The following is a 12,879-nucleotide window of genomic DNA, read 5'->3' as shown; positions in this document are numbered from 1 at the left end:
GCCCGCGACTTCCCCCGATGGAGACATTCCCATGACCCGATCCACCACAGGCCCCGCGAGCGAGGAATTCCGCGACGTGGCGCGCGATGCGATGAAGCTGGGTGGCCGCTGCGTCGGCGCCGTCCGCGACTGGCTGGGCGAGAAGCGTGAAGAGTTCAACATGGGCCGCGCGGCAGGCGGTGCTGGTGCTGGCGCTGCCGGTGCCGGCGTGACCGTGCACGGCTACCGCGGCATCGGCCCGCGAGGCTACCGCCGCGACGACGGACGCGTGCGCGAGGACGTCTGCGATGCCCTCACCGACAGCGATGCCCTGGACGCCAGCGACATCACCGTCACCGTGCAGGACGGCGTGGTGAAACTCGCCGGCAGCGTTCCACACCGGATGATGAAGCGACTGGCCGAGGACCTGGCCGATGACTGCGGCGGCGTGCGCGACGTGGAAAACGCGCTGCGGGTCGGCCCGCCGCCGTCGGTTGGCGCCGCATCCACCACCAGCGGAGCATCCGGACCCTCGGCGAACCTCTAGCGACCAAAAGCCCGCGACCCTGCGACCATCGCGGCTTTAGCCGCTCCCACGGGCGGTGGCTTCCGCAGGAGTCAGTTGGTGGCCGCGGCCTGCTTCTGCCCGGCGATGAACGCACGGATCTCGTCGTCGAGCACCGGCAGCGGCACCGAGCCCAGGCGCAGGATGGTGTCGTGGAACGCCTTCTGGTCGAAGCCGGTGCCCAGTTCGCGCTCGGCCTCGGCGCGCAGGTCGCGGATGGTCTTGTAGCCGATGTAGTACGACAGCGCCTGCCCCGGCCACGAGATGTAACGGTCGACCTCGTTGACGATGTCGTGCCGCGCCAGCGCGGTATGGCTTGCCAGGTACTCGATCGCCTGCTCGCGGCTCCAGCCGTACTCGTGGATGCCGGTGTCGATCACCAGCCGCGCGGCGCGCCACATCTCGAAGGTGAGCCGGCCGAAGTCCTCGTACGGCGTCTCGTAGATGCCCATCTGCGTGCCCAGCCACTCGGTGTACAGCGCCCATCCCTCGCCGTAGCCCGAGAAGTACGTCCTTGCCCGGAAAGCCGGGCGCTCCGGCGCCTCCAGCGAGAGCGCCGCCTGCAGGCTGTGGCCGGGCGAACATTCGTGCAGCACCAGCGCCGGCAGGTTGTACAGCGGCCGCGACGGCAGGTCGTAGGTATTGAACCAGCACGCGTCCAGGCCACCACGGCCGGCGGTGTAGTTGGGCGCGATGTCGTCGGCCACCGGCAGGATGGTGAAGCGGTAGCGCGGCAGCGTGCCGAGCACGTGCTTGAGCTGGCCGTCGACCTTCTTGGCGACCCAGGCCGCGGTGGCCAGGAGTTCGCGCGGCGTCTTCGCGTAGAACGCCGGATCCGAGCGCAGGTAGGCCAGGAACTCCTCGAACGTGCCCTCGAAGCCGGCGCGCGCCATCACCTCGCGCATCTCCGCCGAGATCCGCGCGACCTCGGCCAGTCCCAGCTCGTGGATCTCGCGCGGATCCATGTCGCGGGTGACGTACTCGCGGATCTGCGTGCGGTAGAACGCAGCGCCGTCGGGCAGCGCGCTGGCCGCGATGCTGGTGCGCGTGCGCGGGAGGTAGTCCTCGCGCATGTAAGCGAGCAGATGGCGGTAGGCCGGCACCACCTCCTCCAGCACGACCCGCCTGCCCTCGTCACGCAGCCGCGTGCGCGCGGGCTCGGGCACCGAGGACGGGATGGCGTCGAAGGCGGCGAGAATGGGATTTCCCGCGTCCTCGAGCGTGTAGCTCTCGATCGTGTTGTCGCGGTCGTCCAGCGATGCCCGCGGCACGCTCCAGCCGCGGGCCAGCCCGCGCTCCATGTTGTCGATGTGTTCGCGGAAGTGGCGCGGCAAGTCATGCAGGCGGCTGATGTAGCTGCGCCAGTCGGACTCTTCACGCCAGGGTTCGCGCGGGGCGAAGCCGGTCCAGAAGAAGGTGTCGCTGTTGAACGGCGCCTCCCAGGTGCGGCGCACGGCGTTCGAATGGTCGGCTTCGATGGTGGCGCGGAACACGGCGAGGTTGACCCGGTCCTCGCGCGAGAGCGTATCGACCGGGATCGCATCGAGCTTTGCCAGCGTGTCCGCCCAATACGCGGCGCGGCGCTCCCAGGTCTCCGGAGTGTTCGATGGCAGGTGGCCAGGTGCACGCCAGCGCCCGTCGACGAGTGCATAGCCGTATTCCCGCTCGTTCCACTTGCCGTGGGCGTCGAACAGCGCATGCAGCGCGCCTGCGGGCGTATCGGCGGCGGGCGCGCCGGTCGCGGCCGTTGCCGGCGGCGCCGGGTCCGTGCCGGGCTCCTGTGCGGGCGCGCCCTGGGCAGAGCCCGCGCAGGCGAGCAGCGAAACAGCTAGCAGCGCGGTAACGCGCAGGTGGTTGGCACCCCTGGAAAGCATGCGCCGGTCTCCTTCGATGGGACCGGGAGTATGCCCAATCCACGCCGGGCCGACCGCCGGCCACGCCCGCCACGCGCGCGCGCCGTGGCGATCAGGGCGCAGCGCCGGCAGTCCACGCACGCGCCCTGTGGCCAGGCAGCGCGCCGCCAGCGCAGGCGATCCAGCTCCTGTCCGGGCCCAGCTCGCAGCCACCGGTGAACGCCGAGAACGCGGGCAGGATGGCCTGGTGCGCCTCCAGCGCGAGCGCCGGATGGCGGCCCGGAAGACCCGGCAGACGCACCACCGGATGCACGTGGCCGCAGATCACGTAGCCCGTCGCCCGATCAAAGCCGGCCGGATCGCTGTCGGGGCCGGCCACTGGCACGTGGCGGAAGCGGAATGGCCCATCGCGCACATCATCGGGCAGGCACACGATGCCGACGGCCTCAGGCGCGAGGCTGCGATCGTGGTTGCCGGCAACCACGCTGGCCACGACGCCGGGGTGCGCGGCGAGCAGCGCGCGCCAGGCGGCCTCCACGCGCGGATGGCGGCGGCCGTGCAGGAAGTCGCCCAGCACCCACAGCTCGCGGGCCGCGGTGGCACGCAGCAGCGCGTCCAGGCGCGCGAGGTCGTGGCCGGTGCCGCCGGTGGGCACGGGGATGCCGGCCGCGCGCAGGATGTCGCCCTTGCCCAGGTGCAGGTCGGCGATCAGCAGGCGCCCGCGTGCCGGCCAGTACAGCGCGCGCTCCGCGTGCAGGCGCATCGGCTCGCCGGCGATGCGCAGGTCGGCGACATCGCCCATGGCTTCATCCATGGCGCTTCTCGAGCTGCCCGGCCGCGCGCCGCACGCGCGTTCGCCAGTCCTCGGTGCTGAGCTGCCCGCGCAGGGAATCGGCCCACAGCGGGAAGGCCAGCGGCGTCAGGCCGCGGGGCCGGTGCAGGTCGAGCCGGCGCCCGCGGCAGCGTTCCAGCGCCTCGCCCAGCCGGCGGATCTCGAGCTGCGCTTCCAGCACCTCGCGCTCCGCCTGGGCCAGCAGCACGTGGTCGGGATCGTGGCGGCGCAGCACGTCGTACAACAGGCCGCTGGAGGCCTGCAGCTGGCGCAGCGAGCGGATCGCGCGCCCCGGGAGCGACGGCGGCAGCAGCCCGGCCACGCGCGCGATCTCGCGGAACTGCCTGCGCGCCAGCTCGGCCAGGTTGAGGCTGGCGTTGAGGTCGTCCAGCAGGCGATCGGGCGCGAGCATGCGTTCCAGCAGCGCCGGGTCGGGCCAGGCCTCGGCCTGCGCGTTCAGCACCAGGCCGTAGTCGTTCACCGCCCAGGCGAAGGTGTTGGGCGCCTCGCGCGCCCAGCGCAGGGCGAGCAGCGGCGCCAGGCCTTCGTGCACCGAACGGCCGGCGAAGGGAAAGACGAACAGGTGCCAGCCCTGCCGGGTCTTCGCCGCCTCCACCAGCAGGGTGTCGGGCGTGGGCAGCGCCGAGAGCTTCGACTGCAGCGCGAGCAGCGGTGCCAGCGCGCGCATCTCCGGACTCGCAGCGGGCTGCCCGAGGATCGCCTCGACCTCCGCGGCCAACTCGCTCGACAGCGGCATGCGCCCGCCCTGCCAGCGCGGCACGGCGCCGTCGCTGCGCTTGGCGATGCGCACGTAGGCGGTCATGTCCTTCAGCTGCACCAGCTCCAGCGTGCGGCCGGCGAACTGGAACCTGTCGCGCGGCCGCAGGCGCGAGACGAACGCCTCCTCGACCGTGCCCAGGTGGCCGCCCTTGAGGAAGCGCACCTGCACGCCGCCGTCGCTGGTGATGGTGCCGATCGACAGCCGGTGGCGGAAGGCGACGCGGCGGTCGTGCACGCGATAGACGCCGTCGTCGTCGCGCAGCACCCGGCGGTAGTCGGGATAGGACTCCAGCGCGCTGCCGCCGCGCACGATGAAATCGAGCACGGCCTGCCAGGCGGCGTCGGGCAGTTCGGCGAAGGCATGGGTGCCGCGGACTTCGGCGAGCAGCGCGTCGGGTTCGAAGCCGCCGCCCAGCGCGAGGGTGACGCAGTGCTGGGCCAGCACGTCGAGCGACAGCCGCGGCGGCGGACGTGATTCGATGCGTCCGGATGTCAGCGCCCTGCGCGCCGCGGCGTACTCGGCCAGTTCCAGCGCGTGCGTCGGCACGCAGACCACGCGCCCGGCTTCGCCCGGCCGATGCCGCGCCCGCCCGCCGCGCTGCAGCAGCCGCGCCATGCCCTTGGGGCTGCCGACCTGCAGCACCTGGTCTACGGCGGGGAAGTCGACGCCGAGGTCGAGGCTGGAGGTGGCGACCACGCAGCGCACGCTGCCGTCGCGCAGGCCGGCCTCGGCGGCGGCGCGCAGCGATGCATCGAGCGAGCCGTGGTGGAGCGCAAGCGTGGACGGATCATCCAGCCACACCGATTGCAGCGCGCGATGCCAGAGTTCGGCCTGCGAGCGGGTATTGGTGAACAGCAGGCTGCTGCGGGCGCGCTGCAGCACGGCGGCGACGCGTTCGAGCTGCGACAGGCCGAGATGGCCCGCCCAGGGGAAGCGTTCGCCCTCGCCGGGCAGCAGGGTCTCGAGGGTCATCTTCCGCCGCCGCGGCGCGGACAGGATGGCCGACGCCGGCGCGTGCGGGAGCAGCACGTCGCGGGCTTCGTCGAGGTTGCCCAGCGTTGCCGACAGGCCCCAGGTGCGCGCGGCCGGGGCCAGCGCGCGCAGCCGCGCCAGGCAGAGCTGCAGCAGCACGCCGCGCTTGTTGCCGAGCAGTTCGTGCCACTCGTCGACGACCACCGCGCGCACGCCGGACAGGATGTCGCCGGCATCCGGGTACGACAGCGCCAGCGCGAACGATTCCGGCGTGGTGACCAGCACGTCGGCCAGGCCCTTGCGCGCGAGCCGGCGATCGCGGGCGCCGGCGTCGCCGGTGCGCATGGCCACGATCCAGGGCACGCCGAGTGCGTCGATCGGCTCGCGCAGCGCGCGCACGGTGTCCACGGCGAGCGCGCGCAGCGGGGTGATCCAGAGCAGGCGCAGGCGCGGCGGCGTGGACGCGGACGCGCGCTTCGGCGCCGGCACATCACCCAGGCGCAAAGCTTCCAGCAGCGGCCCGCCGGCAGCGGCCAGGGTCTTGCCGCTGCCGGTCGGCGTGACCAGCAGCCCGGACTCGCCGCGCAGGTAGCGGCGCCAGGCTTCGCGTTGGAATGTTGCGGGACGCCAGCCCTGGGCCGTGAACCATGCGATGAGGGCTGCGTCGGCGCGGCCGCGGCCAACGTTCGCGCCGGACCCGCGGATGGCGCTGCCCGCCGCCATCACCGCGCCAGCGCCCGCAGGCTGTCGAGCCGGTCGGCTTCGCTCGCGGGCTTGTCCTCGCGCCAGCGCAGGATGCGCGGGAACCGCACGGCGATGCCGGACTTGTGGCGCGCGGAGCGGTTCACGCCCTCGAAGCCGAGTTCGAACACGTGCACCGCCTCCACCGAGCGCACCGGTCCGAAGCGCTCCAGCGTGTGCGCGCGGATCCAGCGGTCCAGGCGCAGTATTTCGGCGTCATCAAGACCCGAGTAGGCCTTGGCCACCGGCACCAGCGCGTCGCCATCCCACAGGCCGAAGGTGTAGTCGGTGAACAGCGTGCTGCGCCGGCCGTGGCCGGACTGGGCGTAGATCAGCACCGCGTCGATGCTGAGCGGATCGACCTTCCACTTCCACCAGTCGCCGCGCTTGCGGCCATGGCGGTAAGGCGAGTCGGCGCGCTTGAGCATCAGGCCTTCGACGCCGCGGCCGCGGGATTGTTCGCGCAGCGTGGCGGCGTGGGTCCAGTCGTCGGCGGGGACGCTGGGAGAAAGCGCGATGCGGCCGGTGCCGGAATCGGGAATCAGCTCCGCCAGCAGCGCGCGGCGCTCGTGCAGCGGGCGCGTCCTCAGGTCTTCGCCCTCAAGCTCCAGCAGGTCGTAGGCAAGCACGCGGGCGGGGGCGGCGGCGAGCGACTTCGGACCGGGCTTGAGCCGCTGGATGCGGGTCTGCAGGGCGCTGAACGGCATCGGATCCGCTTCACCCGGCTGCCAGGCGAGCAGTTCGCCATCGATCACGCAGTCGCGCGGAAGCAGCGCCGCGGCGGCTTCGACTTCGGGGAAGCGTCCGTCCATGCGCTCCTCGCCACGCGACCACAGAGCGACGTCACCCTCGCGCCGGATCAGCTGCAGGCGGATGCCGTCCCACTTCCACTCCAGCAGCCACTCTTCGATCGGACCAAGCGCGTCCGGCGCGACCTCCAGCGACGACGCCAGGAAGAAGGGATACGGTAGCGCGGCGTCGCCGGCCTGCGGCTCCGCGGAAAGCAGGCCTTCGAGGAAGGCGGCGCTCGGCGTCCAGCGGCCGAGCATGCGCTGCGCGATCAGGGCGATGTCGACGCCCGACAGTTCGGCGAGCGCCTGCTGCACCAGGCCCTGCGACACGCCCACGCGCAATGCGCCGGTCAGCAGCTTGTTGAATACCAGGCGTTCGCGGAACACGAGGCTGCGCCACGCGCCGACGACCACCGCGCGGCGTGCTTCAGGCTCGGCGTTGGCGATCGGCGCCAGGCGATATTCGACCCAGTCGGCGAGGCCGGCCTCTTCCGCGGGGCCACCATTGCTGCCACTGTCGCGGCCGGTATCGACCGCGTCATGGCTCTGTCCACGGGCGTCGCTCCCGTGGTCGACGGGCGGGTCGTCCAGCAGCAGGGCCAAGGTCTCAGCCAGATCGCCGACCTGGTGATGGCAGGCCTCGACCAGCCAGTCAGGCGTGCCGCTTTCTTCACCGATCCAAGCGCGCAACTCGCCGGTGCCGGCGATCTTCGCGCGCGCGCCGCCGACCTTGCCGCCGGCCAGCAGCCATAGCGCCCATGCGGCATCGCGCGGCGGCGCATCGCGGAAGTAGGCGACCAGCGCACGGCGCTTGTCGCTCGTGCCGGTGCTGCGGTCGAGCCGCTCGTAAAGGGCGGCGAAGCGGCGCATCAGTCGTCCTCGCCGTAGTCCGTGGCGAACACGCCGGTGTCGATGCCGCGTTCGTTGAGCACGCGCACCAGCGCGTCGGTGTTGCCGTGGGTGGCGATCACCCGGCGCGCGCCGGTCTCGTGCGCGGTGCGCAGCAGCGCCGGCCAGTCGGCATGGTCGGACACGACGAAGCCACGGTCGTAATTGCGCCGGCGGCGATTGCCGCGGATGCGCATCCAGCCCGAGGCGAAGCCCTGCTGCGCGCGCCTGAACCGGCGGATCCACGGGCTGCCCGCCGCCGATGGTGGCGCGATCACCAGTTCGCCGGCGAAGTCCGAGCCGCGCGCCTCGTCGGCGACGCGGCGGGTATCGAGCATCGCCACGCCGGCCTGGCGATAGACCTGCACGCCGGCGTCGATCGCGCCGTGCACGAACGCCGGCCGATCGGTATGTGCCGCAAGTTCGGCCAACACGCGCTGCGCCTTGCCCAGGGCGTAGCAGTACAGGATCGCGGCTTCGCCATTGCCGGCGCACTCTTCGCGCCACTCGACCATGTCGCGCGCGACATCCGTCGTCGCTGGCCAGCGATAGATCGGCAGGCCGAAGGTCGACTCGGTGATGAACACGTCGCAGGGCACGACCTCGAACGGCAGGCAGGTTGGATCCGGATCGCGCTTGAAGTCGCCCGACGCCACCCAGACCTCCCCGCCCGCCTCGATCCGCACCTGGGTCGAGCCCAGCACGTGCCCGGCCGGGTGGAAGGACACCAGCGCACCGCCGACGGCTGCACGCTCGCCGAGCGCGTGCACGCGGTAGTCCTGCTCGCCCAACCGCCACTGCAGGATCGGCAGCCCCTGCTCCGCAACGTGGTAGATGCCCATGCCCGGACGCGCATGATCGCCGTGGCCATGGGTGATCACCGCGCGCGGCACCGGCCGCGAGGGATCGATGTGGAAATCGCCGGCGGGGCAGTACAGCCCTTCGGGCGTCGAAACCACCAGATCACCCCGGGCCACTGCGCGCTCCGCTCAGCGCAGGTCGACGTCGCCGACCTTGTCGCTGTATTCCTTCTTCGGATCCATGCCCAGCAGCATCTTCACGCCGGCGACCATGCTGGAGGCATCGATCCAGACCTCGGCGTCCTCCGCATCCAGGCGCAGCAGGCGCAGCTTGGGATCGTCCTTGCCCTGGTACCAGGCGCCGACGAAGGGATTCCACAGCCGCTCGACCACGGCGCGGTCGGTGTCCACGCGCAGGGCGCCGCGGATGCTGGCAAACAGGTCGTGGCCCTTGGATGCGAAGCCGGCGATGGCGCGGCCGCTGCCGGAACCCAGCTGCTTCACCAGCAGGTTGTCGGCCGAGGTGAAGAACCAGATCGGCGCGCGCCGCTCTTCCGCCATCCCGGTCATCGGCCTGGCGTGGCCGTCCTCCTGGCCATCCAGGCCCAGCATGACCGTGCGGTCGCTCTCAAGTGCCTTCCAGAATTTCTCTTCGAGTTCGCGGGGGTCGGTCATGATCGTCTCCACATGGGGTTCGGCCCCCGATGTAATCACCGCGCGGGTGACAACGACGTGCGCGCCCGCTTCGGAGACCGGGCTCTCCGCTGTGGGAGCGGCCATGGCCGCGATGCCGCGATGACCAGTCGCGGCCGGTTCACCTGCGGCCGACCCGCCGCGCCGCATGATCCGGCCATCCCCATGATCCCGGACGCTTCCACCCATGAACCCCGACATCATCGGCTGGGCGGCCTCGGCCATCCTGCTCGCCACCCTCAGCCGCCAGATCGTCACCCAGTGGAAGGACAAGGACGCCAAGGGCGTCTCGCGCTGGCTGTTCCTCGGCCAGATGGCGGCGTCGGTCGGCTTCATCGCCTACAGCTGGATGCTCGACAACTGGGTGTTCATCGTCACCAATTCGCTGATCCTGCTGACGGCGATTGTCGGTGAAGCGGGACTGCTGATCCGGCGCCGGCAAGCGAGGCACTGAGCAACAGCGTCGCGACGTCCGAGCAGCCCACTGTGGGAGCGGCCCTGTGGGAAGCAGCTCTTGTGGGGGCGTCTCAGGCGATGTCCGGGAGGGGGCCGACCGTCGACTCGCCCTCGCCCTTGTCCTGCAGTGCTTCCAGCAGGCCGCACAGGCTGCGCAGGTCCTGGGCGTTGTGCAGGCCGACGCGGCGCAGCTTGGACGCGCTGCCGCCGCGCAGGTAGCCCAGCCACGCGCCGGGCGCTTCCGAACCCGGCAGGTCGTCCTCGCGAAGCACGCCGAGCAGTTCCCGCTCCACCGTCGCCAGCCGGCAGTTGGCCCAGACGCCGCGGTAGCGCCGCCGCACCGGGTGCAGCAGGTCGATGTGGCGGCGCCCGAACACCGGATCCGGCAGGCGCGCGAGGCGGTAGCGCGTGGACAGCAGCGGGCGGTCGTAGCTCTTGCCGTTGTAGCTGACCAGCGCAGTGCCTTCGTCCAGCCAGCCGGCGAACGCACGAAGCATCGCCTCTTCCGCCGCCAGCCGGGTGATGCACAGCTGGCGGATGCGCAGGCCGCCGTCGCGCCAGTCGGCGGCGCCGATCATGAAGGCGCGGGTGCCGGTGCCGCCGGCAAGCCCGGTGGTTTCGGTGTCGAAGGCGAGCAGGTGTTCGCGGGCGATCGTGTCCTGGCCGATGCCGTGGAGTGGCAGGACATCCTCGCCCTCTGGCCAAGGCGCCCATTGCTCGAAATAGCGAAGACCGGGCGAAACCTCCTCGCCAGGCAGCGCGCGGTCGATACTGCGCGGGGCGGCGACCGGCGCCGGCGCGCGGATCTTCAGCAGGGTGCGGAGCTGGGCGATCGTGGCCTCATGCGATGCCTTGGCCGCGCGCGCGGATGCGGTGGCATCGTGACGGTGCGGAGCAGCCGCGACGCGTTCGGACACCGGTTCCGCCCCACCCGTCATGCCCGCGACGCCCGCCTGCTTGCGCAGCCCCGCGAGCTTCCTGGCCAGCGCGTTCACGCCGCGACCAGCAGGTCGAGCACCCGCAGCGCGAGCTGCCGCGGCGTGCCGCTACCACCCTCGTCGGCCTCGAGGATCGGGCCGACGCAGGCCGGGCAGCCGGCATGGCAGTCGCAATCCGACACCACCGCGCGTGCGCGCGCAACGAGCTCCTCGCGACGTTCGTACAGCGGCGAAGACAGCCCCACTCCGCCGGGATAGTTGTCGTAGAGATACAGCGTTGGTGTGAAACGACCGGCTGGATCAAGCACATGTACGTTGGAGTTGGCGTCGCCGCGCAGCGCCATTGCACCGTCTCCAGCCTCGCCATCACCACCACGCAGCTGCCCACGCCCCCTCGCGTTGCGCCCGGCAAACCACGCCCCGTCTCCGCTGCCCACCGCCTTCAGCAGGTCGCGCGATTCCGCCATCACCGACACCTGCGCCACCAGGTGCAGCGCGTGCGCGGCGCCGAGGAAGCCGTCCAGCGCCTCGTGGCGCATCGCGAACGCATCCTCCAGCACCAGCTGCGGCAGCTGCCACCAGACCGCGCTGGTATGCAGCTCCTGGTCGGGCAGCGTCACCGGCCCGTAGCCGATGTTCTCGTGGGTGTGGAAGCGGATCTTCTTGTAGCCCGACACCCGCCGCAGCACGTGCACCTCGCCCATGTGCGCAGAGCCCTGCCCGGCCGGCGCCTGCTCCATGTCGTCAAGCACTTTGAGCTTGGTGTAGTCGATGGCATCGGTGTAGTAGTCGACCTGCGTGCGCTTGACGTACGCCTTGCGGCCCTCCCAGTCCAGGCGCTCCACCTGGAAGGGCTCGGACTGGATCATGTGGATCGCGCCCTCGTACAGCGTCAGCGCGGCCGCCGAGTAATCGACCTCGGCCACGATCACCTGGCGGCCGTCGGTGCGGTCCACCACCACGAAGTTGCCGTCGGCCACCGAGCGCAGGTTCACCGCCTGGGCCGGATAGCTGTCGGCGATCCACTCCCAGCGCTCGCCCTCCTGGTGCAGCACGCCGCTCTCCGCCAGCACCTCCAGCCACGGACCCGGGTCCACGGGCCCGAAGCCGTCGCCGTCGCGGAAGGGCAGCTCGAAGGCGGCGCAGCGGATGTGGTCGAGCAGGATCAGCGGCTGGTCGGGTTCGATCCGCGCCTGCTCCGGATTGGCTGCGGCAAAGAATTCCGGATGCCGCACCACGTACTGGTCCAGCGCCTCCGAACTCGCCACCAGCACGCCCAGCGACGGCTGCTGCCTGCGCCCGGCACGCCCGAAGCGCTGCCAGGTGGCGGAGATGCTTCCGGGATAGCCATTGAGCACCACCACGTCCAAGCTGCCGATGTCCACGCCCAGCTCCAGCGCCGACGTGCTGACGATGCCGTCGATGCGCCCGGCGCGCATGTCCTGCTCCACGGCGCGGCGCTCGGTCGGCAGGTAGCCACCGCGATACGCACGGATGCGCCGCGGCTTGCGCGGGTCGTGGTCGAAGACTTCCTTCAGGTACTTGGTCAGCACCTCGACCATCGACCGCGACTGGCAGAACACCAGGGTCTTGAGCCCGGCGCGAATCGCCAGCCGCGCAATGCGGTTCGACTGCGAACGCGCCGACGCGCGGATACCCAGGTCCGGATTGATCACCGGCGGATTCCACAGCAGTACGTGCTTGTCGCCGCGCGGCGCACCGCTGTCTTCGATCACCTCGACTTCGTCGATCGCGGCTTCGATCAGCGCGCGCCCGTGCTCACCGGCGTTGCCGATGGTCGCCGAGCAGAGGATGAAGGTCGGCGACGCGCCATAGAACGCGCACACCCGCCGCAGCCGGCGGATCACGTTGGCAACGTGGCTGCCGAACACGCCGCGATAGGTGTGGATCTCGTCGATCACCACGTAGCGCAGGTTCTCGAAAAACTGCGCCCATTTGGTGTGGTGCGGCAGGATGCCCTGGTGGAGCATGTCGGGATTGCTGACCACGATGTCGCCGCTGACGCGGATCGCGCGGCGCGCATCGCCCGGGGTGTCGCCGTCGAAGGTGGCCGCGCGCAGGCCGAGGTCGCCGGCGGCGTTGAGCTCCAGCAGATCCGACACCTGGTCCTGTGCCAGCGCCTTGGTCGGGAACAGGTACAGCGCCTTGCCGCGCTCGCGCAGCGCGCCGGCGACCACCGGCAGCGTGTAGCACAGCGACTTTCCCGACGCCGTGGGCGTGGCCACCACCAGGTGCCGGCCGGCCTGCGTCGCCTTCCAGGCGCGGGCCTGGTGGCTGTACAGACGATCGATGCCGCGCGCGCGCAGGGCGCGGGCCAGTTGCTCCGGCAGGTCGTCGGGTAGCGGCTCGTATTCACCCTCCTGGCCGGGCAGGAGCAGGCTGCCGGTGACGCGGCCGGGGTATTTGGCCTCGAGCCTGGCGGCCAGGGTGTTGCCGCCCATGGGCGCGATGTCCTGGGCAGGCCGGGTGATGGCGTTCAAAGCGGGCTCCGAGGCGGCGTGGCACGCAGCCTGCACGTTCGGCGTCTCACCCCATGCGACTGCGCAGGACCCAGCCCCTGTTTGCCTGG

General features: G+C 71.3%; 10 protein-coding genes. 2 read left to right on the top strand and 8 right to left on the bottom strand.

Annotated features, from left to right (window positions below; genetic code table 11):
* Positions 1-31 precede the first annotated feature (31 nt).
* Positions 32-526, top strand: coding sequence for a BON domain-containing protein (locus ACW7G5_RS02780; RefSeq protein WP_457001611.1), 495 nt, complete (start codon positions 32-34; stop codon positions 524-526).
* 71 nt (positions 527-597) lie between these two features.
* Here ACW7G5_RS02780 and ACW7G5_RS02775 read toward each other — a convergent pair whose 3' ends face one another.
* The 6 genes from ACW7G5_RS02775 to ACW7G5_RS02750 all read right to left on the bottom strand — a co-directional run bounded on the left by ACW7G5_RS02775 (position 598) and on the right by ACW7G5_RS02750 (position 8,877).
* Entirely contained in the window at positions 598-2,418 is a 1,821-nt protein-coding gene (locus ACW7G5_RS02775) for a DUF885 domain-containing protein (RefSeq protein ID WP_457001609.1), read from the bottom strand.
* Positions 2,419-2,509: 91 nt separating this feature from the next.
* Positions 2,510-3,199 carry a ligase-associated DNA damage response endonuclease PdeM gene (gene pdeM, locus ACW7G5_RS02770; RefSeq protein WP_457002836.1) on the bottom strand — a complete coding sequence of 230 codons (690 nt, stop codon included), beginning with the start codon at positions 3,197-3,199 and terminating at the stop codon, positions 2,510-2,512.
* A 4-nt stretch (positions 3,200-3,203) separates the two neighbouring features.
* A complete protein-coding gene (locus ACW7G5_RS02765; protein WP_457001608.1) occupies positions 3,204-5,705 on the bottom strand; it encodes a ligase-associated DNA damage response DEXH box helicase in 2,502 nt (833 codons plus the stop codon).
* Positions 5,705-7,384: an ATP-dependent DNA ligase gene (locus ACW7G5_RS02760; RefSeq protein ID WP_457001606.1), complete on the bottom strand. Its 1,680-nt coding sequence runs from the start codon at positions 7,382-7,384 to the stop codon at positions 5,705-5,707. The genes ACW7G5_RS02765 and ACW7G5_RS02760 overlap by 1 nt, the downstream gene beginning before the upstream one ends.
* Positions 7,384-8,379, bottom strand: coding sequence for a ligase-associated DNA damage response exonuclease (locus tag ACW7G5_RS02755; RefSeq protein WP_457001604.1), 996 nt, complete (start codon positions 8,377-8,379; stop codon positions 7,384-7,386). The genes ACW7G5_RS02760 and ACW7G5_RS02755 overlap by 1 nt, the downstream gene beginning before the upstream one ends.
* A 12-nt stretch (positions 8,380-8,391) precedes the next feature.
* Positions 8,392-8,877 (bottom strand): pyridoxamine 5'-phosphate oxidase family protein, encoded by a 486-nt coding sequence (locus ACW7G5_RS02750; protein WP_457001603.1) that lies wholly within the window; start codon positions 8,875-8,877, stop codon positions 8,392-8,394.
* Between the two features lie 205 nt (positions 8,878-9,082).
* On the opposite strand from ACW7G5_RS02750, the gene ACW7G5_RS02745 reads away from it, so the two are divergent.
* Positions 9,083-9,349: a hypothetical protein gene (locus tag ACW7G5_RS02745; RefSeq protein WP_457001601.1), complete on the top strand. Its 267-nt coding sequence runs from the start codon at positions 9,083-9,085 to the stop codon at positions 9,347-9,349.
* Between the two features lie 73 nt (positions 9,350-9,422).
* Here ACW7G5_RS02745 and ACW7G5_RS02740 read toward each other — a convergent pair whose 3' ends face one another.
* Complete coding sequence (locus ACW7G5_RS02740; protein WP_457001599.1) at positions 9,423-10,346, bottom strand: ribonuclease H-like domain-containing protein; 924 nt, start codon at positions 10,344-10,346, stop codon at positions 9,423-9,425.
* On the bottom strand, positions 10,343-12,751 hold the full coding sequence (locus tag ACW7G5_RS02735; RefSeq protein ID WP_457002834.1) for a DEAD/DEAH box helicase: 2,409 nt from the start codon (positions 12,749-12,751) through the stop codon (positions 10,343-10,345). Before ACW7G5_RS02735 ends, ACW7G5_RS02740 begins: the two co-directional genes overlap by 4 nt.
* Between the last annotated feature and the right edge of the window lie 128 nt (positions 12,752-12,879).

The organism is Luteimonas sp. A501 (assembly GCF_054052085.1).
Note: the sequence above shows the minus strand (reverse complement) of the source record. Positions and strands in the feature narration are given on the sequence as shown.

Excerpts from the sequence above, each read along its gene's own strand:
- ACW7G5_RS02780 (WP_457001611.1), top strand. The coding sequence starts at position 32 with ATGACCCGATCCACCACAGGCCCCGCGAGCGAGGAATTCCGCGACGTG.
- ACW7G5_RS02775 (WP_457001609.1), bottom strand. The coding sequence starts at position 2,418 with ATGCTTTCCAGGGGTGCCAACCACCTGCGCGTTACCGCGCTGCTAGCT.
- pdeM (WP_457002836.1), bottom strand. The coding sequence starts at position 3,199 with ATGGGCGATGTCGCCGACCTGCGCATCGCCGGCGAGCCGATGCGCCTG.
- ACW7G5_RS02765 (WP_457001608.1), bottom strand. The coding sequence starts at position 5,705 with ATGGCGGCGGGCAGCGCCATCCGCGGGTCCGGCGCGAACGTTGGCCGC.
- ACW7G5_RS02760 (WP_457001606.1), bottom strand. The coding sequence starts at position 7,384 with ATGCGCCGCTTCGCCGCCCTTTACGAGCGGCTCGACCGCAGCACCGGC.
- ACW7G5_RS02750 (WP_457001603.1), bottom strand. The coding sequence starts at position 8,877 with ATGACCGACCCCCGCGAACTCGAAGAGAAATTCTGGAAGGCACTTGAG.
- ACW7G5_RS02745 (WP_457001601.1), top strand. The coding sequence starts at position 9,083 with ATGAACCCCGACATCATCGGCTGGGCGGCCTCGGCCATCCTGCTCGCC.
- ACW7G5_RS02735 (WP_457002834.1), bottom strand. The coding sequence starts at position 12,751 with ATGGGCGGCAACACCCTGGCCGCCAGGCTCGAGGCCAAATACCCCGGC.